The sequence below is a fragment of the Nocardioides marmoraquaticus genome (assembly GCF_054777915.1).
Map to the genome: position 1 here is coordinate 1 of NZ_BAAHAA010000036.1, position 21262 is coordinate 21262.

At 73.4% G+C, this 21262-nt stretch carries 23 protein-coding genes, 1 tRNA gene and 1 pseudogene; 11 read left to right on the top strand and 14 right to left on the bottom strand.

Features of this window, described 5'->3' with window-relative positions; translation table 11 throughout:
* The 3 genes from ACYU8I_RS17950 to ACYU8I_RS17960 all read left to right on the top strand — a co-directional run.
* The coding region (locus ACYU8I_RS17950; protein ID WP_460843515.1) for an HNH endonuclease signature motif containing protein at positions 1-566 on the top strand (566 nt) is incomplete at its 5' end.
* A gap of 433 nt (positions 567-999) precedes the next feature.
* On the top strand, positions 1000-1524 hold the full coding sequence (locus ACYU8I_RS17955; protein ID WP_460843517.1) for a hypothetical protein: 525 nt from the start codon (positions 1000-1002) through the stop codon (positions 1522-1524).
* 10 nt (positions 1525-1534) lie between these two features.
* Positions 1535-2122 (top strand): LOG family protein, encoded by a 588-nt coding sequence (locus tag ACYU8I_RS17960; protein WP_460843518.1) that lies wholly within the window; start codon positions 1535-1537, stop codon positions 2120-2122.
* Between the two features lie 5 nt (positions 2123-2127).
* On the opposite strand, the gene ACYU8I_RS17965 is transcribed toward ACYU8I_RS17960, so the two are convergent.
* The 5 genes from ACYU8I_RS17965 to mca all read right to left on the bottom strand — a co-directional run bounded on the left by ACYU8I_RS17965 (position 2128) and on the right by mca (position 5564).
* Positions 2128-2700, bottom strand: coding sequence for a GNAT family N-acetyltransferase (locus ACYU8I_RS17965; protein ID WP_460843519.1), 573 nt, complete (start codon positions 2698-2700; stop codon positions 2128-2130).
* Positions 2701-3999, bottom strand: coding sequence for a Na+/H+ antiporter NhaA (nhaA, locus tag ACYU8I_RS17970; protein WP_460843521.1), 1299 nt, complete (start codon positions 3997-3999; stop codon positions 2701-2703).
* Positions 4000-4126: 127 nt separating this feature from the next.
* On the bottom strand, positions 4127-4300 hold the full coding sequence (locus ACYU8I_RS17975; RefSeq protein WP_460843522.1) for a CsbD family protein: 174 nt from the start codon (positions 4298-4300) through the stop codon (positions 4127-4129).
* A gap of 84 nt (positions 4301-4384) precedes the next feature.
* Positions 4385-4636 carry a hypothetical protein gene (locus ACYU8I_RS17980; protein WP_460843524.1) on the bottom strand — a complete coding sequence of 84 codons (252 nt, stop codon included), beginning with the start codon at positions 4634-4636 and terminating at the stop codon, positions 4385-4387.
* Between the two features lie 22 nt (positions 4637-4658).
* On the bottom strand, positions 4659-5564 hold the full coding sequence (mca, locus tag ACYU8I_RS17985) for a mycothiol conjugate amidase Mca (protein ID WP_460843526.1): 906 nt from the start codon (positions 5562-5564) through the stop codon (positions 4659-4661).
* 55 nt (positions 5565-5619) lie between these two features.
* Here mca and ACYU8I_RS17990 point away from each other — a divergent pair, with 55 nt between their 5' ends.
* The gene (locus tag ACYU8I_RS17990) at positions 5620-6051 is read left to right on the top strand and encodes a DUF4307 domain-containing protein (RefSeq protein ID WP_460843528.1); all 432 of its coding nucleotides are present in this window, start codon (positions 5620-5622) and stop codon (positions 6049-6051) included.
* 118 nt (positions 6052-6169) lie between these two features.
* Entirely contained in the window at positions 6170-6664 is a 495-nt protein-coding gene (gene greA / locus ACYU8I_RS17995) for a transcription elongation factor GreA (RefSeq protein ID WP_460843530.1), read from the top strand.
* Between the two features lie 18 nt (positions 6665-6682).
* Here greA and ilvA read toward each other — a convergent pair whose 3' ends face one another.
* The 4 genes from ilvA to ACYU8I_RS18015 all read right to left on the bottom strand — a co-directional run bounded on the left by ilvA (position 6683) and on the right by ACYU8I_RS18015 (position 10850).
* Positions 6683-7933, bottom strand: a complete 1251-nt coding sequence (gene ilvA / locus ACYU8I_RS18000) for a threonine ammonia-lyase (protein ID WP_460843532.1) — start codon at positions 7931-7933, stop codon at positions 6683-6685.
* Positions 7930-9237: an AI-2E family transporter gene (locus tag ACYU8I_RS18005; protein WP_460843535.1), complete on the bottom strand. Its 1308-nt coding sequence runs from the start codon at positions 9235-9237 to the stop codon at positions 7930-7932. Before ACYU8I_RS18005 ends, ilvA begins: the two co-directional genes overlap by 4 nt.
* 94 nt (positions 9238-9331) lie before the next feature.
* The gene (locus tag ACYU8I_RS18010) at positions 9332-9646 is read right to left on the bottom strand and encodes a DUF202 domain-containing protein (protein ID WP_460843536.1); all 315 of its coding nucleotides are present in this window, start codon (positions 9644-9646) and stop codon (positions 9332-9334) included.
* 1 nt (position 9647) lies between these two features.
* Positions 9648-10850 carry a cystathionine gamma-synthase gene (locus ACYU8I_RS18015; RefSeq protein WP_460843538.1) on the bottom strand — a complete coding sequence of 401 codons (1203 nt, stop codon included), beginning with the start codon at positions 10848-10850 and terminating at the stop codon, positions 9648-9650.
* Between the two features lie 105 nt (positions 10851-10955).
* Here ACYU8I_RS18015 and msrA point away from each other — a divergent pair, with 105 nt between their 5' ends.
* The 3 genes from msrA (at position 10956) to ACYU8I_RS18030 (ending at position 14077) form a co-directional block, all read left to right on the top strand.
* Positions 10956-11606 (top strand): peptide-methionine (S)-S-oxide reductase MsrA, encoded by a 651-nt coding sequence (gene msrA / locus ACYU8I_RS18020; protein WP_460843540.1) that lies wholly within the window; start codon positions 10956-10958, stop codon positions 11604-11606.
* A 77-nt stretch (positions 11607-11683) separates the two neighbouring features.
* Positions 11684-12295, top strand: coding sequence for a hypothetical protein (locus ACYU8I_RS18025; RefSeq protein WP_460843542.1), 612 nt, complete (start codon positions 11684-11686; stop codon positions 12293-12295).
* Positions 12296-12313: 18 nt separating this feature from the next.
* On the top strand, positions 12314-14077 hold the full coding sequence (locus tag ACYU8I_RS18030; protein WP_460843545.1) for a glycoside hydrolase family 2 protein: 1764 nt from the start codon (positions 12314-12316) through the stop codon (positions 14075-14077).
* 9 nt (positions 14078-14086) lie between these two features.
* On the opposite strand, the gene ACYU8I_RS18035 is transcribed toward ACYU8I_RS18030, so the two are convergent.
* Positions 14087-14986 carry an ABC transporter substrate-binding protein gene (locus tag ACYU8I_RS18035; protein WP_460843547.1) on the bottom strand — a complete coding sequence of 300 codons (900 nt, stop codon included), beginning with the start codon at positions 14984-14986 and terminating at the stop codon, positions 14087-14089.
* Positions 14987-15048: 62 nt separating this feature from the next.
* Between ACYU8I_RS18035 and ACYU8I_RS18040 the strand changes: the two genes are divergently transcribed.
* A complete protein-coding gene (locus ACYU8I_RS18040; protein ID WP_460843549.1) occupies positions 15049-15690 on the top strand; it encodes an IMPACT family protein in 642 nt (213 codons plus the stop codon).
* Between the two features lie 165 nt (positions 15691-15855).
* Here the strand turns inward: ACYU8I_RS18040 and ACYU8I_RS18045 are convergent, their stop codons facing one another.
* On the bottom strand, positions 15856-17235 hold the full coding sequence (locus tag ACYU8I_RS18045) for a cystathionine beta-synthase (RefSeq protein WP_460843551.1): 1380 nt from the start codon (positions 17233-17235) through the stop codon (positions 15856-15858).
* Between the two features lie 208 nt (positions 17236-17443).
* Between ACYU8I_RS18045 and ACYU8I_RS18050 the strand changes: the two genes are divergently transcribed.
* Both ACYU8I_RS18050 and ACYU8I_RS18055 read left to right on the top strand, forming a co-directional pair.
* On the top strand, positions 17444-18778 hold the full coding sequence (locus ACYU8I_RS18050; RefSeq protein WP_460843552.1) for an endonuclease/exonuclease/phosphatase family protein: 1335 nt from the start codon (positions 17444-17446) through the stop codon (positions 18776-18778).
* 25 nt (positions 18779-18803) lie between these two features.
* Positions 18804-19865, top strand: coding sequence for an SGNH/GDSL hydrolase family protein (locus ACYU8I_RS18055; RefSeq protein WP_460843554.1), 1062 nt, complete (start codon positions 18804-18806; stop codon positions 19863-19865).
* A 7-nt stretch (positions 19866-19872) separates the two neighbouring features.
* Here ACYU8I_RS18055 and ACYU8I_RS18060 read toward each other — a convergent pair whose 3' ends face one another.
* From ACYU8I_RS18060 to ACYU8I_RS18070, 3 genes and pseudogenes are all read right to left on the bottom strand, one after another.
* Positions 19873-20763: a Bax inhibitor-1/YccA family protein gene (locus tag ACYU8I_RS18060; RefSeq protein ID WP_460843556.1), complete on the bottom strand. Its 891-nt coding sequence runs from the start codon at positions 20761-20763 to the stop codon at positions 19873-19875.
* Positions 20764-20965: 202 nt separating this feature from the next.
* A tRNA-Leu gene (locus tag ACYU8I_RS18065) sits at positions 20966-21039 on the bottom strand.
* Positions 21040-21051: 12 nt separating this feature from the next.
* A pseudogene (locus ACYU8I_RS18070) lies at positions 21052-21262 on the bottom strand (uracil-DNA glycosylase); the annotation flags it as partial.

Here is a 21262-nt window from a genome sequence, read left to right on the forward strand (position 1 = left end):
CCGAGCACGGCACCTTCGCCGAGGAGACCCGCGGCGCCGTCTCTGCCCCACAGCTCGCCGCCTGGATCCGCAGGCGCGCCGCTCACGGCGGCCGCGTGCGGGTCAGGGAGGTCACGGCCGGGGGGTCTCGAGGCAGTTGCTGCGCAACCTCCTCGACCACCGGGGTCCAGTCCTGGCTGACCCGTCACGGCATCGACGCCCCCGTCGTCACGCTGCGACCCATCGCGCTCGACAGTGACGCGGCCGTCGACACCCACGACCCGCCACCGCTGATGCACGAGCAGGTCGTCCTCCGCGACGCCCACTGCGCCTTCCCCGGCTGCCGACGCGACTCGAGGGCCTGCGACCTCGACCACATCGACCCCTACGAACCACCCGACGACGGCGGACCACCGGGCCAGACACGAGCATCGAACCTCGCCCCGCTCTGCCGGCGCCACCACAACGCCAAGACCCACCACGACTGGACCTACCGACGCCAGCGCGACGGCAGCTACACCTGGACCAGCCCCACCGGACACACCTACGTCGTCATCCCCCACAGCCGCGCTCCCCTCAGCCGCTGAGCCCCGCTGGCCCGGCCACCCACCCGGTGGCCGGGCCACCGGCACGCCCGGCGCCGCCCCTTCGAGGCTCGCTCCGCTCGCACCTCAGGGAGCGGGGGCTCGCTGCGCTCGCACCTCAGGGAGCGGCGTGCTCGCTCCCGTGCCACCGCGACAAGGGCGTCGACCCGTCACGGGTGCCGGCGTGCAGAACCAGGTGGTCCAGCCCCGGCCGGAGCCGTTCGTGGGCGAGGTCGGACATCGCCGACGGCCCCATCGAGCCCCGTGGCTACGTAGTCCCGGGGCCCCAGCTATGCCACCCGGCCAGGAGTCGAGGTCGCGGTAGCCGCGCACCCCAGCCCGCTCCACGACCGGAGCCACGACCGTGGTCAGCCGCAGCTCGACGTGGTGCGGCGTTCCGCAGGCAGGAGTCGCCAGGAGACGGCACGCTAGCCGCGTGTTCAGCAGGCCAGGTGCGTTGTACGTCGGGTGGCAGTCGGTCCCGGGCGAGGTGCGGCTGCGCCGCGACCGGCTCAGCATCGTGTCGCACGACCGGGAGCGGACCGTCGGCACCATCGAGCAGGACTACCGCTTCGACGACGTGGCGGCGGTATCGCTGACCACGCCGTCGCTGTCGCGTCCGCGACGCACCCTGCGGCTCGACATGCTCGACGGGTCGGTCGAGCACGTCTGGGTGGGCGAGTCGTCCGACAGCTTCCACCAGCTCGACAAGGCGTTCCGTGCCTACCGCGAGGAGCACCCAGCACCAGCAGGAACGGCCCCGGCGAGCCGGTCGACGAACGACTGGGCCGCGCGCATCGGCTCCGGGATCTCAGCCCGCGTCGCACTGGTGACCCTCGCGCTGGGTCTGGTCGGTCTGACGCTGTTCTTCACGGCCGACACCGTTGCACTCAGGGTGCTCGGATTCTTGCTCGCCGCCGTCCCCAACGCGATCATCCTGCTGCTGGCCCGGCGCTCCTAGACTCCAGCGGGTGAGTGGAGCCATCCGACGGGTCGCGGTGTTCTGTGCCTCCAGCCCGGGTGCCGACCCGGGCCTCGGACGAGCGGCGTACGACGTGGGGCGGGGGCTGGCGGAGCGTGGCCTGGGCCTGGTGTACGGCGGGGGCGGTCACGGGCTGATGCGGGAGGTGTCGCAGGGTGCTCTGGACGCGGGCGGTGAGGTGCTCGGGGTGATCCCGCGCTCGATGCTCGAGCGGGAGTGGGGGCGCGACGACCTGACCGAGCTGCACGTCGTCGAGACGATGCACGAGCGCAAGGCGATGATGGCCGAGCTGGCCGACGCGTTCCTGGCGCTGCCGGGCGGGCTCGGCACGCTGGAGGAGATCGTCGAGGTGTGGAGCTGGCGTCAGGTGGGGCTCAACGACGACCCGGTGGCGTTCCTCGACCTGGGCGGGCTGTGGACGCCGTTCCTCGACGCCGTGGCGGGGCTGGCCGACGCGGGGTTCCTGCGCCGCGAGGTCGTCGACGACGCGGTGGTCGCCACCGACCTCGACACCGCGCTGCGCGGTTTGGCCGACCGTCGCGGCACCCGGCTGCGCGACAAGCTGACCGGCCGCTGAGGCGGTCACAGCTCCCGGCGCACGAGCCGCCGACCGGGCTCCGGCTCCGCCACGGTGACGAAACCGGCCGCAGCGAAGGTCGAGGCACGACCGACGAAGTCGGTGGCGTCTGAGCGCGGGCCGGCCGTGGATGGCCACGCCTCTACGGCACGTGCTCCGTGGCGTCGCGCCACGTCGACCACCTCGTGCACGAGCGCCCCGACCAACCCAGTGCCTCGGTGGGCGGCGTCGACGAACACGCAGGGCAGCAGCCACACGTCGTCGTCCTCGGCGCGGTCGGTGTGCTGGAGCAGCGCGCTCCGACCGGCGATCGCCGTCGTGTAGCGGCCTCGCGGACCGCACGCGGCCCACGCCACGGGGCGACTGTCGATCCGGGCGACGATGCCGACAGGGGCCGCGGAGGCCTCGGCCGTCTCGGCGAGCCGGCGACGGTTGCGCCCCACCACCCAGCCGACCGCGAAGTCGCGGCCCGACAGGCAGAACGTCGTGCACCAGCAGCGGCGGGTGGCCCGGTGGCGGTCGAACAACAGCACCAGGTCGTCGAGGTCGTCGGGTCCGACCTCGCTGAACGACGTCACCTAGTCGCGCTGGTAGACGTCGGGCACGCCGTCGGCGTCGGCGTCGAGCTGCTCCTCGGCGTGGATGCGGCGGTAGGCGCGCTCGCGCATGCTGAGCAGCACCGAGGCGAGGAGTGCCGCCAGGAGCGAGGCGGTGAGGATCGCGACCTTGACGTGGTCGTCGCGCTCGCTGCCGGCGCCGTAGGCGAGGTCGCCGATGAGCAGCGAGACGGTGAAGCCGATCCCGGCGAGCATCGACACCCCGAGCACGTCGACCCAGCGGAGCCCCGGGTCGAGCGAGGCGCGGGAGAAGCGCGCCACCAGCCAGGTCGTGCCCAGGATCCCGATCGGCTTGCCGAGCACGAGGCCGGCGACGATGCCGAGCGCGACCGGGTCGGCCAACGACGACGCCAGGCCGCTAAAGCCACCGATGGTGACGCCGGCGGCGAAGAAGGCGAAGACCGGCACGCAGAAGCCCGCCGACAGCGGCCGGACGAGGTGCTCGAAGTGCTCGGCGAGGCCGGGGCCGGCGTCGGGGCCACCGGCGGCCGCGCTGCGCACGACGGGGACGGTGAAGCCGAGCAGCACGCCGGCGACCGTGGCGTGCACGCCCGACTCGTGCACCAGCGCCCAGGTGACCAGGGCCAGCGGGACGAGCAGCCAGGGCGAGCGCACCCGGCGCTGCACCAGCAGCGCGAACACCCCGAGGGGCACGAGCGCGGCGGCCAGGAAGAGCAGCTGCAGGTCGGCGGTGTAGAAGACCGCGATGATCGTGACGGCGAGCAGGTCGTCGACCACGGCCAGCGTGAGCAGGAATGTGCGCAGGGCCGTCGGAAGGTGGTTGGCGATCACCGCGAGCACGGCGAGGGCGAAGGCGATGTCAGTGGCGGTCGGGATCGCCCAGCCCCGCAGTGCACCGTCTCCCGTGCCGAGGTTGACCAGCACGAACAGCGCGGCCGGCACCGCCATGCCGCCCACCGCCGCGGCAATAGGAAGGGCGGCCCGCGAGGGGTTGCGCAGGTCGCCGGCGACGAACTCGCGCTTGAGCTCGAGCCCGACGACGAAGAAGAAGACGGCCAGCAGGCCGTCGGCGGCCCAGGTGCCGAGGCTCAGGTCGAGGTGCAGCGCCTCGGGCCCGACCCGGGTGTCGCGGAGGGCGGTGTACCACTCGCCACCCGCGACGTTGGCCGCGACCAGGGCGAGCAGCGCGGCAGCGATGAGCAGACCACCGCCGAGGGTCTCGCTGCGCAGCACGGCGGCGATCCGGCGGGCCTCGGGCCACGAGCCACGGGCGAAGACGGTGCGGGCGGACGATGACACGGGGCTCCTCGGGGCAGGCTGGCAGGACTCGCCGACCAGACTTCCCGGCACACCGAGGCCAGGGTACCCAGCGGACGCGCGAGGACCCCGCCCGCGGTGCGCGGACGGGGCCCTCGAAGTCAGTGCGTCAGGACTTGAAGGCGTCCTTGACGTTCTCGCCGGCCTGCTTCGCCGACGACTTCGTCTGGTCGGCCTTGCCCTCGGCCTTGAGCTGGTCGTCGCCCTTGGCGTCGCCCAGGGCCTCCTTGGCCTTGCCCTTGAGGTCCTCAGCGGTGTTCTTGGCCTTGTCAGCGAGCCCCATGATCGATCCTTCCGTCGGCGGATGCTTACAACGTAGGGAGTGCCCCATCGATCACGACTCACTCCTGGTGACCGTGGTCACGGGTCAGGAGCGGTGCTCGGGCTCCTCGCGCGGCGGGATCGGACGGCGGCCGGGCTTGGGCGGGTCGGAGGGGTCGAAGACGCCGCGCTCCGCATTGGCCCGGGTCTTGCGCAGCTGGCGGGTAAGGCTCCACAGCAGCAGCCCCGTGGCGACGGCGAGCGCCACGAAGATCCAGAAGGCCAGCCAACCGGCCTTGACGTCCTCGGCGTCGGGCACGGGGTCGGCCGCCGTGACAGCGAGAAGCAGGAGGTCCATGCCTCTCATGGTCGCACGCGCCTCAGTGCGCTCCCTGGCGCCGTCCGGCGGCCTCGCGCTCGTCGTCGGAGAGCTCCCGCACGCCCGCGAAGAGGTCGTCCTCGGGCACCTCGGTCGGCACGTGGGAGGTCACCAGCTCGAACTCCTCGGTCGGCCACACCCGCTGCTGCAGCGCGAGCGGCGCCTTGAAGAAGAAGCCGTCGGGGTCGATCTGGGTGGCGTGCGCGATCAGGGCGCGGTCGCGGACCTCGAAGTACTCCCCGCACGGCACCCGGGTGGTGATCCGCGCGTCGTGCTCGGGGTCCTCCTTCCACTCCTTGAGCCGCTCCTCGAAGGGCGACTCGAGGCCCTCGGCGAGCATCGCCTCGTGGATGGCCAGGCTGCGCGGGCGGTTGAAGCCGTGCTGGTAGTAGAGCTTCAGCGGCTGCCACGGCTCGCCCGCGTCGGGGAAGCGGTCGGGGTCGCCGGCGGCCTCGAACGCCACCACCGAGACCTTGTGGCACATGATGTGGTCGGGGTGCGGGTAGCCGCCGTTCTCGTCGTACGTCGTCAGCACGTGCGGCCGCACCGAGCGGATCAGCCGCACCAGCGGCTCCGCGGCCACCTCGGGGTCGACCAGGCCGAAGCACCCCTCCGGAAGCGGCGGCTTGGGGTCGCCCTCGGGCCAGCCGGAGTCGACGAAGCCCAGCCACTCCTGGGTCACGCCGAGGATCTCGCGGGCGGCGTCCATCTCGGCGCGCCGGATCTCGGTGATGTTCTCCAGGACGTCGGGGCGCTCCATCTTGGGGTTGAGGATGGAGCCGCGCTCACCGCCGGTGCACGTCACGACGTGCACGTCGACGCCCTCGCGGACGTACTTCACCGTCGACGCCGCACCCTTGCTCGACTCGTCGTCGGGGTGGGCGTGCACGTGCATCAGGCGCAGCATGGGCCCATCGTAGGGAGGGGGCCGGGTCCCTCGACCGCGTGGGAGGATGCAGCAGGTGAGCACCTCCCCCGACGGCCTCCGGCAGCAGGCGCTCGACGAGCGCTACGGCCGCAACCGCCGCAGCGTGCGCCGACGCCGCGTCGTGGTCGCCTCCGGCGTGCTGGCCGTGGTGGCGCTGGGGTGGCTCGCGTGGGTGACGTGGGCGGCGGCCTCGCCGCAGGCGCAGTCGCGGCTCGACGGCTACGAGGTGGTCGACCCGCGGCTCGCGACCGCCACCGTGACCGTGCAGCTGTCCGACCCGTCGGTCGAGGCCTCCTGCCTGGTGCGGGCGACCGCCGCCGACAGCAGCGTCGTGGGCGAGCAGAGCTTCCCGGTGACGGGCCTCACCGGGCCGCGGCGGCTGAGCGTCGAGGTCCGCACCGAGCGCGAGGCGACCAACGTCGAGAACGTCGGCTGCTCGACCCCCGACCAGCCGCGACCGCGCTGACCTGCGGCGGGATTCGTGGGCCGGCCCCGGCTCGCGGTATCCTCGTCCACTTGCCCCGGCGCCGCGGCTCCGGGGCACGACCTTTCCCCGAGCACATCCGATTCCGCAGGAGCGCCCGATGACCGAGACCACCACCGGCACCGTCTGGCTGACGCAGAGCAAGTACGACGAGCTCCAGGCCGAGCTCGAGACGCTCAAGACCACCACCCGCGCCGAGATCGTCAAGCGCGTGAGCGACGCCCGCGACGAGGGCGACCTCAAGGAGAACGCCGGCTACCACGCCGCGCGCGACGAGCTCGGCAAGGTCGACGGACGGATCCAGCAGCTCACCGACATGCTGCAGCGCGCCCAGGTCGGCGAGACCCCGGCCGACGACGGCGTCGTCGAGCCCGGCATGAAGGTCAAGGTGCTGCTGCTCGGCGTCGACCTCGAGCAGGAGTTCCTCTTCGGCGCCCGCGAGATGGCCGGCGACGACGTCACCGTCTACTCGCCGCAGTCGCCGCTCGGCCAGGCGATCAACGGCAGGTCGGTCGGCGACACCGTCAGCTACGAGCTGCCCAACGGCAAGTCGCAGGACGCCGAGATCCTGGAGGCCACGCCGTACGCCGGCTGAGCCCGGACCGGGCCGCGCTCAGTCGACGACCCGGAACCCGAGCTCGCGCAGCCGCTGGAGCACCGCCTCGGCGTGCTCCTGGCTGCGCGTCTCCAGCTGCAGGCGCACCTGCACCTCCCCCAGCCCGAGGGCGTTCGAGGTGCGCTCGTGGGCGACCTCGAGCACGTTGGCGCGCTGCTCGGCCAGCTCGGCCAGCAGCCGGGCGAGGCCACCCGGCCGGTCGGGGATGACGCACCCGATCTGCAGGTAGCGCCCGCCCGCGGCCATGCCGTGGCGGATCAGGTTGCCGAGCAGCAGCGGGTCGACGTTGCCGCCCGAGAGCACCGCCACGGCGGGCGTCTCGAAGGCCTGCGGGTCGTCGAGCACGGCGGCCACGGCGGCGGCCCCCGACGGCTCGACGACCATCTTGGCGCGCTCGAGCAGCAGCACCAGCGCGCGCGAGAGCGAGTCCTCGGAGACGGTCACGACCTCGTCGACGAACTGCTGGATGGCGGCGAAGGGCAGGTCGCCGGGCCGGGCGACCGCGATGCCGTCGGCCATCGTCGTCATGGTCTCGAGCGCCACCGGCGTGCCGGCCCGGAGCGAGGCGGGGTACGCCGCCGCCTCCTCGGCCTGCACGCCGACCACCCGCACGTCGGGCCGGTGCGCCTTGATCGCCAGCGCGACCCCCGCGAGCAGCCCGCCTCCGCCGGTCGGCACGAGCACGGTGCGGGCCTGCGGCGCCTGCTCGAGGATCTCGAGGCCGCAGGTGCCCTGCCCGGTGACGATGTCGGGGTGGTCGAAGGGGTGGATGAAGACCGCCCCGGTCTCGGCCGAGAACTGCTGCGCGGCCTCGAGCGCCTGGGTGAGGTACTGACCGTGGAAGCGCACCTCGGCGCCGTAGCCGCGGGTGGCGTTGGCCTTGGGGATGGGAGCGCCCTCGGGCATGAAGACGGTGGCGCGCATGCCGAGCTCCTTGGCCGCCAGCGCGACGCCCTGGGCGTGGTTGCCCGCGGAGGCGGCGACCACCCCGCGGGAGCGCTCCTCGGGGCTCAGCCGCGACAGCCGCAGGTAGGCGCCGCGGATCTTGAACGAGCCGGTGCGCTGGAGGTTCTCGCACTTCAGCCGCACCTCGCCGCCGACCACCTGCTGCAGCCAGCGCGAGCCCTCCATCGGCGTGGTCAGCGCGAGCCGCGACACCGTCTCGCGGGCGGCCTCGACGTCGGCGACGGTCACGGTCGTGCGGCCGGTGGTGCGGTCGGTCGTGCGGTCGGTCGCTCCTGCGCTCATGTGGGCTCCTCCCCCAGCTCGGCCCCCTGCCCCGGGTCCTGGCCCCCGCCCTGCCCCTCCGGACGGCTGCTGCCCGAGAGGTGGTGCACCACGGCGTTGACCGAGGCGGCCAGTGGCACGGCGACGAGGGCGCCGACGATACCGGCGACGAGCACGCCCATGGCGATGGCGACGATGACGCCGAGCGGGTGCACCGAGACGAAGCGGCCCATCAGGAAGGGCTGCAGCACGTGGGCCTCGACCTGCTGCACCAGCACGACGACCAGCAGCATCAGGCCCGCCGTCACCGGCCCCTGGGCCACGAGCGCGACGAGCACCGCCACGGCCCCGCTGACGGTCGCGCCGACGAGTGGCACGAAGGCGCCGAGGAAGACCAGCACGGCGATGGCCCCGACGAACGGCACGCCGAGGATGGCGGCGCCGAGCGCGATGCCGGCGGCGTCGACCGCGGCCACGATGACCGTCGCCCGCACGAACTGGGTCAGCGACGCCCACGCGACCCGGCCCGAGGAGTCGGCCTGCTCACGGCCGGCGCGCGGGAACAGCCGCACCACCCAGGCCCAGATGCGACCACCGTCGGCGAGGAAGAAGTAGGTGGCGAAGAGCCCGATGAAGATCCCCGCCACGACGTGGCCGAGCGCCGTGCCGACCTCGCCGAGCCGCCGCGCGGCCTCCTCGCCGAGGTCCTGCAGCTGGCGCTGCCCCTCCGAGAGCGCCATCGAGATCTGCGAGTCGGTGACCTGGAGCGGGCCGTCGCGCAGCCAGTCGCGGATCTGCCCGAGGCCGCTGCCGACCTGCCGGTTGAGGTCGCTGGCCCCGTCGACGATCGAGCTGCTGACGAAGGTCACGAGCAGCGACAGCACCGCCAGCAGCACCACGACGACCACGAGCGCGGAGGCCGGGCGCGGCAGCCCGAGCCGGTCGAGCCAGCGGGCCGCGGGCGAGACCAGCGCGGCCAGCAGCAGCGCGATGACCAGCGGCAGCACCACGACCATGAAGAGCTGCAGCAGGTAGAGGACCGCGAGACCGGCCGCGCCGATGACGAGGAGGCGCCAGCCCCAGGCGGCTGCGAGGTCGACGCCGTACGGCACCTGGGCGCGGCGGAAGTTGGAGTCGCCCGAGCGGATGTCGGGGGCGGCCGCCCGGCGGGCGTCGCGCGACTCGGCCCAGCGCTGCTCGATGCGTGCGCGCAGCTCGAGCGTCTCGAGCGCCTCGCGCTCCTGACGGCGCGCGCGCTGCTCCTCGCGCGCCTCGCGGCCGGATCGCCCTCGCAGGCGCGAGGGCAGCCCTCGTCGCGTCACCACCGCTCCAGCGTAGGCGTGCCTCCCCCCACCCCGGACAGCCCCCGGGCGAGGCCGCCGGCGAGGTCGACGCGGAGCGCGCGGCCACCCGTCGCGCTCACGCGGTGGCCAGGTAGACCGCCACCACCGCCACGCAGACGAGGAGCGCCAGGGTCAGCAGGTGCACCACGGGGCTGCGTGGCATCCGCTCGCCCCGCTCGATCGCGCGGTCGGTGCGGCGGTAGTTGACGTAGCCGCCGACCACCGCCACCACGGCGGTCGCGGAGAAGGCCCCGGCCAGGACCACCGCGATCGCCCCGGTCAGGAAGTGCGCGACCGCGACGGCGGCGGCGAGCAGCCCCACCGCCGTGCGCTGGTAGGCCAGCAGGGTGCGCTCGTTGGCCAGCGAGAAGCGGACGTCGGGATCGACCACCTCAGGAGCCCGCGCTCGTGCCGCCGAGGGCCTGGTCGAGGTCGGCCAGCAGGTCGTCGGCCGTCTCGATGCCGACCGAGAGCCGCACCAGGTCGGCGGGCACCTCCAGGGCCGTGCCGGACACGCTCGCGTGCGTCATCCGGCCCGGGTGCTCGATCAGCGACTCCACGCCGCCGAGCGACTCGCCCAGCGTGAAGACCCGCGCCCGCTCGCACACGGCGAGCGCCTGCCCCTCGCCGCCGGCGACGCGGAAGGAGACCATGCCGCCGAAGCGACGCATCTGGCGCGCGGCGACCTCGTGGCCCGGGTGGGACGCGAGCCCCGGGTAGACCACCTCGCTCACGGCCGGGTGGTCGGCCAGGAAGCCGACGACCAGCTCGGCGTTGTCGCAGTGCCGCTCCATGCGCAGGCCCAGGGTCTTGAGCCCGCGGAGCACCAGCCAGCTGTCGAAGGGGCCCGCCACGGCACCGATGGCGTTGTGGTGGAAGGCGATCGCCTCGGCGAGGTCGTGGTCACGGACGACGAGGGCACCACCCACCACGTCGGAGTGGCCGCCGGCGTACTTCGTCGTCGAGTGCACGACGACGTCGGCGCCGAGCACCAGCGGCTGCTGCAGGTAGGACGAGGCGAAGGTGTTGTCGACGACGAGCAGGGCCCCGGCCTCGTGGGCGACGGCCGCCAGGGCCTCGACGTCGCCGACGTTGAGCAGCGGGTTGGTGGGCGTCTCGACCCACACCAGCTTGGTCACCCCCGGTCGGATCGCGGCCCGGACGGCGTCGACGTCGCTGACGGGTGCGGCGTCGTACGTCAGCCCCCAACGGGTGGCGACCTTGTCGACGAGGCGGAAGGTGCCGCCGTAGGCGTCGTCAGGGATCACCACGTGGTCGCCCGGCACGCAGGTCGCGTGCAGCAGGGTGTCCTCGGCGGCGAGGCCGGAGGCGAAGGCGAAGCCTCGCTCGCCGTCCTCGAGCGCGGCGAGGGTGCGCTCGAGGGCGTCACGGGTCGGGTTGCCGGACCGGCTGTACTCGTAGCCGCCGCGCAGGCCACCGACGCCGTCCTGCTTGTAGGTCGAGGTGGCGAAGATGGGCGGGATCACCGCACCGGTGGTCGGGTCGGGCTCGTAGCCGGCGTGGATCGCACGCGTCTCGAAGCCGCCCTTGGTCTTCTCGGGGCCGGGCTGCTGCCCGGACTGCTCCTGGGTCACCCCGGCGAGGCTACTCGTCGGCCCGGGCCCGACGGGCGGCCCCGGCATCGGAACATCCGCAGCGGGAACGACGTTGTGCAGGCGACGTCCAGAGGAAGGACCCCCATGCTGTTCAGCCGCACCAAGACCACCCTCCCGTCCGCCGACGAGGCCCTGCGCGGCCGCGAGGAGCGCTGGTTCCCGCTGGCCGAGAAGCACAAGGTCCTCGACGCCCCGGTGCTCACCGACGAGGTGCCCGACGGGCTCGAGGTCGCGCTCTTCGGCCTGGGCTGCTTCTGGGGCGCCGAGGAGGTCTTCTGGCAGGTGCCCGGCGTCTGGTCGACGTCGGTCGGCTACGCCGGCGGCCACACCCCGCACCCCTCCTACGAGGAGGTCTGCACCGGCCGCACCGGCCACACCGAGGCCGTGCGGGTCGTCTTCGACCCCGCGAAGGTCTCGTACGCCGACCTCGTCGCCACGTTCTACGAGGTGCACGACCCCACCCAGGGCATGCGCCAGGGCAACGACGTCGGCACCCAGTACCGCTCGGCGATCTACTACGCGACCCCTGAGCAGGAGCAGGTGGCCCGGCTGGTGACCGAGCGCTACCAGGGCGTGCTCGACGAGCGCGGCTTCGGCCACATCACCACGGAGGTCCGGCCGGCCGCCGAGACGCCGTACTACTACGCCGAGGACCCGCACCAGCAGTACCTCGCGAAGAACCCCTTCGGCTACCGCTGCCACGCCAACACCGGCGTGCCGGTGCCGCGGGGCTGAGCCGGTCGCGCACCGTGTGAGCCAGACGACCCCCGCACGATGCGGGGGTCGTCGTGCTCCTGGGGCAGACTGGCCGGATGCCCGAAGACAGCCAGGGATTCTCCAGCAGCGACGCCGTGACCCACCAGAAGCCGTGGATCCGCGTCGTCGCCGTCGTCGTCGTGCTCGCCCTCGTCGGCGGCGCCGGCTTCCTCGCCTTCACCGTGCTGACCGACGAGCCGCAGCGCACCATCTCGATGCCCTCGACGGTGGCCGGGATGCAGCGCGACACCGGCAGCGAGCAGGCCAACGCCGAGGGCCTGCAGGCCGGTGCTGCCCAGCTGGAGGAGCTGGCGACGGTGGCCCGCTCCGAGGGCGCCGTCTACACCAACACCGACGCCTCCAACGGTCCCGCCGGCACAGTCACCGTGATCGGGGCCGAGACGCGCGAGGAGATCGACCCCGCTCGCCTCATCGACCGCCTGATCACCCAGGCCGAGGGCAACGACCTCGAGGCCTCCCGCGAGCCCGCCGGCGACGACGCGGAGGGCGCCTGCGTGAGCGACCCGTCCGGCGCCACCCCGACGCAGTGCTTCTGGGCCACCACGCGCAGCTTCGGCCAGGTCGCCGCCTTCGGCGACGGCTGGACCGTCGACCAGGTCGCCGCCCTCACCGTGCGCGTGCGCGGCGACGTGGAGACCACCGACTGAGCGACTAGGCTCCGCGGAGTGATCACGCGCTGGGGCCGCGACGTCGACCTCGACCGGCCGCTGCCCGAGCACCCGCGGCCGCAGCTGCAGCGGCGTACTCCCTGGGTGAGCCTCAACGGCACCTGGGAGCACGCCTTCACCGAGAGCGACGCCCCGCCGGCGACCTGGGACGGGCCGGTCGTGGTGCCGTTCTCCCCCGAGACCCGGCTCTCCGGCTCGGGTCGCCAGCTGCAGCCCCACGAGTGGCTCTGGTACCGCCGGCACCTCACCCCGCCGGAGGCACCGGCCGGCGGCCGGGTGCTGCTCCACCTCGGCGGGGTCGACCAGCGGTGCACCGTCTGGGTCGACGGCACCGAGGTCGGCGAGCACGTCGGCGGGTTCCTGCCCTTCACCCTCGACGTCACCGACGCCCTCGACGACAGCCGCGACGCGCACGAGCTCGTGGTCCGCGTGCGCGACGCCTCGGAGACGGGCGTCAGCGCACGAGGCAAGCAGCGCCTCGACCGCGGCAACATCTGGTACACCGCGCAGTCCGGCATCTGGCAGACCGTGTGGCTCGAGGCGGTTCCCGCGACGTACGTCGCCGAGCTGCGGCTCGTGCCCGACCTCGAGGCCGGCACCCTGCGCGTCACCGTGGTGCCCGGCGGACCCGGCCCCGCGGCCGCCCGGGCCAGCGTGACGGTGCGCGCCGACGGCCACGTGTTGGCACGCGACGACGTCCGTCCGGGACGCACCGCCGTGCTGCCGCTGCCGGGGGCGCGTCGCTGGTCGCCCGACGACCCGTTCCTGCACGACGTCGAGGTGGGCCTGGGCGACGACCGGGTGACGTCGTACGCCGGGATGCGCTCGGTCGGCGTCGGCACCTCCCCCGCCGGGCACCGTCGGCTGCTGCTCAACGGCGAGCCCCAGCCGCACGTGGGGCTGCTCGACCAGGGCTACTGGCCCGAGTCGCTGCTCACCCCGCCGAGCGACGCGGCGGTCGTCGCCGAGCTCGAGCGGGTCAAGGCGCTCGGCTTCACCATGCTGCGCAAGCACGCCAAGGTCGAGCCGCTGCGGTGGTACCACCACTGCGACCGGCTCGGCCTGCTGGTGTGGCAGGACGTCGTCAACGGCGGCGGCCGCCAGCCGTCGCTCACCCAGCACCGGGCCCGCGGCGGGCCGCGCATCCCCGACCGGCTCTACCGCCTCTACGGGCGCAGCGACCGGGCGGGCCGCAAGGAGTTCCTGGGCGAGGTCGACGCCACCGTCGACCTGCTGGTCTCGTCGCCGAGCGTCGTCGTCTGGACCCCGTTCAACGAGGGGTGGGGCCAGTTCCGCGCCAACGCCGTCGCCCGGCGGATGCGCCGGCGCGACCCGAGCCGGCTCGTGATGCAGGCCAGCGGCTGGGTCGACCAGGGCGGCGGCGACCTGCGCAGCTTCCACTCCTACCTGCACCCGTTCACCATGCCGACGCCGCAGCGGGGTCGCGCCGGTCGTCGACCCGTGGTGCTGTCCGAGTACGGCGGCTACAGCCTGCGGGTGCCCGGCCACGTGTGGAGCCGCCACGAGTTCGGCTACCGCCGGCTCGACGACGCCGAGGCGCTCACCGAGGCGTACGCCGAGCTGGTGACGGCGATGACCGACCAGGCCCGGGCCGGACTGGCCGCGGCCGTCTACACCCAGCTCAGCGACGTCGAGGACGAGGACAACGGGCTCTGGACCTGGGACCGGGAGGTGCTCAAGATCCCCGCCGAGCGGGTGCGGGCGCTCAACGCCGCGCTGGCGCGGGCCATGCGCGCCTGACCCGACGGCTCAGCGCACCCGCCGGGCGATGGCCGGGTCGGGGCCCTGTCCCGCGGCCACCGCGGCCAGCGCCTCGACACCGTCGACCAGCCGCGGGCCGGGGCGGGCGAAGGAGGCGTTGGCGTCGACGGCCCACACCGCGACGTCCTCGGGCAGCCGGTCGGCGGCCAGCAGCTCCTCGGCCAGCCCGACGGAGGCCGGCAGGTCGAAGCCGCACGGGGCGCACACCACGATGTCGGGCGCCGAGTCGCGCACGGCCTCCCAGGTCGTGCGCTCGGACTTCTGTCCCGCCGTGCCCAGGACGTTGACGGCACCCGCCAGCTCGACCATCTCCGGCACCCAGTGGCCGGGTGCGAAGGGTGGGTCGGTCCACTCGAGCACGAGCATCCGGGGCTGCTGCCTGCGGGTGAGCGAACGACCCCACGCGGCGGCGAGCCGACGGCGCAGGTCGGCCGCGAGCGCGTCGGCCTCGGCCCCGCGGCCGACGGCACGACCGATGGTGCCGATCGAGGCGACCACCTCGTCGAGCGTGTGCGGGTCGACGGTGAGCACCTCGGCCCGGCAGCCGAGGTGCGCGAGGGCGTCGTCGACCACCGACACGTCGACCGCGCACACGGCGCACAGGTCCTGGGTCAGCACGAGGTCGGCGTCGAGCCCGCCCAGCGCCCCGGCGTCGAGGTGGTAGAGGTCCTCCCCGGCCGCGAGGGCCTTCGCGACGAAGCCGTCGATGTCGGCCGGCGCGAGCCCCTCGGGCATGGCGCTGGTCGAGACGATCCGGCGCTCGCGGGCCTCCGCCGGGTGGTCGCACTCGAAGGTGACGCCCACGACCTGCTCGCCCGCGCCGACCGCGAAGAGGATCTCGGTGGTGGAGGGCAGCAGCGAGACCACACGGCGGCCGGGAGCACCCATCTGCCTAGTCCACCACGCCCGCGCGTTGGTCCCGGCGGCGCGGTGGCCGCGATGATCTGCCCATGCCCGTGCTCGCGTCGTACCTCACCGTCGCCGGGGACGGCGCCGCCGAGCTGGAGGTCGAGCGCTCGCGCTTCGCCGCCCGGGTCGCCCGGGTCTCCGACGAGTCCGAGGTGCGTGGGGTCGTGGAGCAGGTGCGACGCGAGCACTGGGACGCCCGGCACCACTGCTTCGCCGCCGTCCTCGGCGCGGAGGGTGCGAGCACGCAGGCACACGACGGCGGCGAGCCGGCCGGCACGGCAGGCGCCCCGGTGCTCCAGCTGCTGCAGGGCTCCGGGCTCAGCGACGTCGTCGTGGTGGTCAGCCGCTGGTTCGGCGGCACGCTGCTCGGCACCGGCGGCCTGGCCCGCGCGTACGCCGCCGCGGCCCGCGCCGGCCTCGAGCAGGCCGGGCTGGTCGAGCGGGTGCGCCACGACCTGTGCGAGGTCACGGTCGACTTCACCGAGGTCGGCCGGCTGGAGCACGACCTGCGGGCCCGGGGCGCTCGGGTGCTCGGCGTCGAGTACACCGGGGAGGCGTCGCTGCGCTTCGCGGTGCCGCCCAGCTCACGTCCCGTCGTCGAGGAGATCGTCGCCGAGCTCACCGGCGGCACGGCCGTGCCGACACTGATCGGCGACGAGTGGGTCGACATCTCGCGCTCGTGACCTGCGGGCGGATGGTGGGGCGACCTTGGGAGTGCCACCCCACCACCCTGACGTCCCTGCGAGCCGGACGTGGAGGGGCCTGAACCGAGACAGGCTGACCGTCCCGCCGGGGCGTGTGACCAGGGTACGCCACCCCTGTCCGGTTTGCGCCGGTTCGGTCGGCGGTCAGTGCTCCGAGACGAAACCGAGCAGGTCCTGGCGGGTCAGCACGCCGATCGGCTTGCCGTCCTCCTGCACCAGCACCGCGTCCGCGTCGGCGAGCGCGGCGACCGCCTCGGAGACCGCGGTGCCGGCCCCCATGGTCGGCAGCGCCTCGTCCATGTGGTCCTCGACCTGGTCGGCGAGGCGCGCCCGGCCGGTGTAGAGCGCGTCGAGCAGGCGTCGCTCGGAGACCGAGCCCGCGACCTCCGCCGCCATCACCGGCGGCTCCGCGCGGACCACGGGCATCTGGGAGACGGCGTACTCCTGGAGGATCTGCACGGCCTCGGCGATGGTCTCGGTGGGGTGGGTGTGCACCAGCGCGGGGATGTCGCCCTTCTTGGCCCGCAGCACCTCCCCGACGGTGCGGCCGCCGCCCTGCTCGGAGAGGAAGCCGTAGCGGGCGAGCCACTCGTCGCTGAAGACCTTGGTGAGGTAGCCCCGGCCGCTGTCAGGCAGCAGCACCACGATGACGGCGTCCTCCACACCCTCGGCGTCGAGCTCGTGCGCCAGCTGCACGGCCGCGTGGGCCGCCATGCCGGAGGAGCCGCCGACCAGCAGGCCCTCCTCGCGGGCCAGCCGCCGCGCCATGGCGAAGGAGTCGCCGTCGGAGACCTCGATGACGCGGTCGGCGACGCTGCGGTCGTAGGTGTCGGGCCAGAAGTCCTCGCCCACGCCCTCGACGAGGTAGGGCCGCCCGGTGCCGCCGGAGTAGACCGAGCCGGCGGGGTCGGCGCCGACCACCTGCACCGTCGGGTCCTGCTCCTTGAGGTAGCGACCGACGCCGCTGATGGTGCCGCCGGTGCCCATGCCGGTGACGAAGTGCGTGATGCGGCCCTCGGTCTGCGCCCAGATCTCGGGGCCGGTCTGCTCGTAGTGCGACGCCGGGTTGTTGGGGTTGGCGTACTGGTTGGGCTTCCAGGCGCCCTCGATCTCGCCCACGAGGCGGTCGGAGACGGAGTAGTAGCTGTCCGGGTGCTCGGGCGGCACGGCGGTCGGGCAGACCACCACCTCGGCACCGTAGGCCTTGAGCACGTTGCGCTTGTCCTCGCTGACCTTGTCGGGGCAGACGAACACGCAGTGGTAGCCGCGCTGCTGCGCGACCAGCGCGAGGCCCACGCCGGTGTTGCCGGAGGTCGGCTCGACGATGGTGCCGCCGGGGCGCAGCTCGCCGCTGGCCTCCGCGGCGTCGACCATCTTGATGGCGATGCGGTCCTTCACCGAGCCACCCGGGTTCAGGTACTCGACCTTGGCGAGCACCAGGGCGGAGGTGGTGCCCGCGGTGCGTTCGAGCCTGACCAGCGGGGTGTCTCCGATGAGCTCGAGCAGGGAGTTGGCGTACTTCATGGGCTCAACCTAGCCACGCCGAGCGCGGTCGTGAGCACTGCCTCGGAGCGCGCCTGCACAGAAGTGCAGGTGCAGCAACTACCGCTCGCGGCGTGTCAGCACTATTTTCACATCTGCCACGTCCGGCACATCCAAAAGGTGCATACTTCCCACAACTCCCTCCTGGTCACCCCCGCACCAGCCCCCCACAGAGAGTCACGTCGCACCCATGACTTCAGCACGACGGCCCGCACGGCGCCTCCTGACCGCCACCCTGGGCCTCGGCCTGGCCCTGTCGGCCGTGTCCCTGACGCCCGGCGCGGCCTCGGCCGACGACCCCAAGGACAGGCGCACCACCTCCCCCGAGGTGGCCTACCCGCTCGCGGGCAGCGCCAAGGTCGTCGACAAGCGCAACTACACCTCGAAGCGCGGCTTCACCGACATCTCCGCGCCGTGCGGGGCGACGGTGCGGAGCGCGGTGCCCGGCACCGCCAAGGTCCTCACCCGCAAGATCAGCGGCGCGACGCGCTACGTCGTGCGGGTGCAGACCGCCACGCCCGGCACCTGGGTTGGCAACGCCTACCTGTCGCGCACCAGCGTCAAGACCGGCGACGTGGTGGCCTCGGGCAAGTCGCTCGGCACCCTGAGCAAGCGGCCCAGCGCCCGCTCGTGCGTGCTGCAGTTCAAGGTGCAGACCGCCAAGGGCACCGTCAACCCGACCACGTGGCTCGCCCGCAACGTCGGCACCCCGCTCGACCCGCCGCCCGTGGTGACGCCGGCGCCGGGCGTGGGCGCCCCGAACGACGCCCCGGGCTTCACGGTCGCCTCGTTCAACATCCTCGGCGCCAAGCACACCAAGAACAGCAAGGTCTACGCGACGTACCCGTCGCGGTTCAAGCGTGCGATGCAGCTGCTCGACGACCGTGGCGTCGACGTGGCCGGGCTGCAGGAGATGCACAGCGAGCAGGCCGACTACTTCGCCTCGCAGGGCTACGACAAGACCTGGGGCATCTTCCACTTCGACCCGCCCGGGCCCAAGCGCGACACCGACAACGCGATCATCTACCGCAGGTCGACGATGGAGATGGTCTCCGGCCACACCTTCGGGGTGCCGTACTTCTACGGCAACCTCCGCGCGATGCCGGCGCTGCACCTGCGCGAGAAGGCCACGGGCAGGACCTCGTGGTTCGTCAACGTGCACAACCCGGCCAGCGGCGGGGGCCGCGGCGACCACGCCGCGCACCGCGCCAAGGCCGTCGCGATCGAGAAGGCCAAGGTGCAGGAGCTGCGCGCCACCGGCCGCCCGGTCTTCCTGCTCGGCGACTTCAACGACGACCAGCCGGCCTACTGCCCGCTGACGAAGGACGGGCTCATGGTCGTGCCGAACGCGTCGCGCAACACCAGCGGCACCTGTGCGCCGATCCCCCGCTTCTGGTCGATCGACTGGATCTTCGCCACGGCCGACGACGTCACGTTCACCGCCTTCGCCCGCGACAAGTGGCCCAAGGACCAGCGGATCAACGACCACCCGATCATCCTGGCCACCGCACTGCTGCGGAGCTGAGGCGACCGCCCCGTAGGATCCGCGCGTGGGGAAGGCAGCCGCAGCACGCAAGCTCGCCGCCGCCGCGGCGTACGGGGGCGGGGGGCTGGGGCTCGCCGGAGCCTCGACCTACGGCCTGCTGCGCCTCGAGGCACGCATCGCGCGGCGCGTGATCGGCCGCACCGACGACCGGGTCCCCGACGCCACGGGGTGGTACGGCCGCGGCCGACCGGGCCCGTCGCTGCGGCTGGCGCTGCTGGGCGACTCCAGCGCCGCCGGCTACGGCGTGCGCACCGTCGAGGAGACCCCCGGCGCCTGGCTCGGCTCGCTGGTCGCCGACCGGGCCGACCGCCGCGTCCACCTGCGCGAGTACGCCGTCGTGGGCGCGCAGTCGAGCCACCTCGAGGCCCAGGTGACCCAGGCCCTGGTCGGCGAGCCCGACGTGGCCGTGCTCCTCATCGGCGCCAACGACGTCACCCACGGCGTGCTGCCCGCGACCTCCGTGCGCCACCTCTCCGAGGCCGTGCGCCGACTGCGCGAGGCCGACGTGCAGGTCGTCGTCGGCACCTGCCCCGACCTCGGCACCATCCGGCCGTTGCCCCCGCCGCTTCGCCAGGTCGCACGACTGTGGTCGCGCCGGCTCGCCGCCGCGCAGACGATCGCGGTCGTCGAGGCCGACGGCCGCACCGTCTCGCTGGCCTCCGTCCTGGGCCCCGAGTTCGACGCCGCGCCGGCCCGGCTCTTCGGGCCCGACCGCTTCCACCCCTCCGCCGAGGGCTACGAGGCGCTCGCCCGGGTCATGGTGCCGTCGGTGCTCGCAGCCGTGGGCCTGCGCGCCGACGACGAGGACCTCCCCCGCCCGCACCGCGGCGAGGCGGTCATGCCGATCGGCTACGCGGCCGTGCAGGCCAGCGCCAACGTCGGCACCGAGGTCGACGGCACCGAGGTGGGCGGCGCGAAGCGCGGCGTCGGTGGGCGCTGGGTGACCCTGATGCGTCGCCGGGTGCAGCCCGGAGGGGCCTCCGACACCCCCGAGGCGCAGGACCCCGAGTCGCAGCACCCGGGCGCGCAGGACGCCCCGGCCGAGACTCCGACCGGGGCGTCCTGAGGGTGCGTCAGTCCTGGCCGCGCAGGATGGCCAGCAGGCGCAGCAGGTTGATGTAGATCCAGATCAGGGTGACGGTCAGGCCGAAGGCCGCACGCCACGACTCGCGCTCCGGCAGACCGGCGGCGACGCCCTGCTCGACGAAGTCGAAGTCGAGGATCAGGAAGAACACACCGGCCGCGAGCCCGATCACCGAGAAGATCAGCCCCATCGTGCCGAAGCCCGCGACACCGAAGTCGGCACCGAAGAAGCTCAGCACGAGGTTGAGCAGCAGCACGCCCATGAGGCCGAGCGCCAGGCCCATGCCGATGCGACGCATCCGGTCGGTGACCTTGATGTCGAAGAACTTGTAGGCCGCCAGGGTGCCGGCCGCGGCGGCGAAGGTGCCGAGCACGGCCTGCAGCACCAGGCTGCTCTCGCCGGACTGCACGAACTGCGCCTCGACGACCTTCGAGAAGGCGCCGATGAAGACGCCCTGCAGCGCGGCGTACGCCAGCACCAGCGGCGGGCTGACGACCTTCTTGAAGGAGTTGACCATCGCCAGCGCGAAGCCGCCGAGCGAGCCGACCAGGCTCAGCGTGCCGAGCAGCGGGAGGTTCTCGGTGCTGACGTCACCGGTGAGGAACCACGTGGCAGCCGCGACCACGAAGACCGTGCCGATCGTGATGGCGGTCTTCTGGACCACGCTGTCGATCGTCATGCGGCCCTGGTCGACGGTGCCGGAGCCGGCGCCGTAGGGGTCGTGACCGCCCTGGCCGTAGGCCGGCGACGAGTCGTAGCCGTACGACTGGCCGTACGACTGGCCGGGGGCGCCGGTGCGCCACGTCGACGGGTCGCTCACGGTGCTCCCACGCCCGTTGAACCCCTCGGCGCGGGTGAAGGCGGGGTTGTTGCTCTGCACAGCGTCCTCCTTGGATGCCGTGACGGCCGCCCGAGTTGGCGCCGTCCTACGTCCGGATCGTACCGAGACGTCGTACCCGCAGAACGGACGGGAGCGCGTGGGTGTTCCCGATCGTTGCGCGGCTGTGACGCGGAGAACCCGCAGGTCAGGGACTGGTTGACGGAGTCAATCGCTCTCGGTCAGGTCAGCCGGCGCCGGCGGGTGCCCCGGGTGGGGCTCGAACCCACACTGCGCGACTTTTAAGGCCGCTTCCTCTGCCGATTGGGATACCGGGGCGCGCGGGCGACCCTACAAGCGGGCCGCCCGGCCCAGCACCTCGTCGATCATGGGCTCGGTGAGCCGGCCCGTGAAGGTGTTCTGCTGCGAGGGGTGGTAGCAGCCGAGCACCGTCAGCGGCCCGGCCGGGCCGGGCAGCACCACCTCGGCGCCGTGGCCGAAGCGCGGCCGGGGACGCGGCACCGCCACGCCGGCGTCGCCGAGCGCGCGCAGCGCGGCGAGG

Bases quoted from the DNA above. Each gene is read 5' to 3' on its own strand.
- ACYU8I_RS17975 (WP_460843522.1), bottom strand. From the start codon at position 4,300: ATGGGGCTCGCTGACAAGGCCAAGAACACCGCTGAGGACCTCAAGGGC.
- ACYU8I_RS17980 (WP_460843524.1), bottom strand. From the start codon at position 4,636: ATGGACCTCCTGCTTCTCGCTGTCACGGCGGCCGACCCCGTGCCCGAC.
- mca (WP_460843526.1), bottom strand. From the start codon at position 5,564: ATGCTGCGCCTGATGCACGTGCACGCCCACCCCGACGACGAGTCGAGC.
- greA (WP_460843530.1), top strand. From the start codon at position 6,170: ATGACCGAGACCACCACCGGCACCGTCTGGCTGACGCAGAGCAAGTAC.
- ilvA (WP_460843532.1), bottom strand. From the start codon at position 7,933: ATGAGCGCAGGAGCGACCGACCGCACGACCGACCGCACCACCGGCCGC.
- msrA (WP_460843540.1), top strand. From the start codon at position 10,956: ATGCTGTTCAGCCGCACCAAGACCACCCTCCCGTCCGCCGACGAGGCC.
- ACYU8I_RS18025 (WP_460843542.1), top strand. From the start codon at position 11,684: ATGCCCGAAGACAGCCAGGGATTCTCCAGCAGCGACGCCGTGACCCAC.
- ACYU8I_RS18035 (WP_460843547.1), bottom strand. From the start codon at position 14,986: ATGGGTGCTCCCGGCCGCCGTGTGGTCTCGCTGCTGCCCTCCACCACC.
- ACYU8I_RS18040 (WP_460843549.1), top strand. From the start codon at position 15,049: ATGCCCGTGCTCGCGTCGTACCTCACCGTCGCCGGGGACGGCGCCGCC.
- ACYU8I_RS18045 (WP_460843551.1), bottom strand. From the start codon at position 17,235: ATGAAGTACGCCAACTCCCTGCTCGAGCTCATCGGAGACACCCCGCTG.
- ACYU8I_RS18050 (WP_460843552.1), top strand. From the start codon at position 17,444: ATGACTTCAGCACGACGGCCCGCACGGCGCCTCCTGACCGCCACCCTG.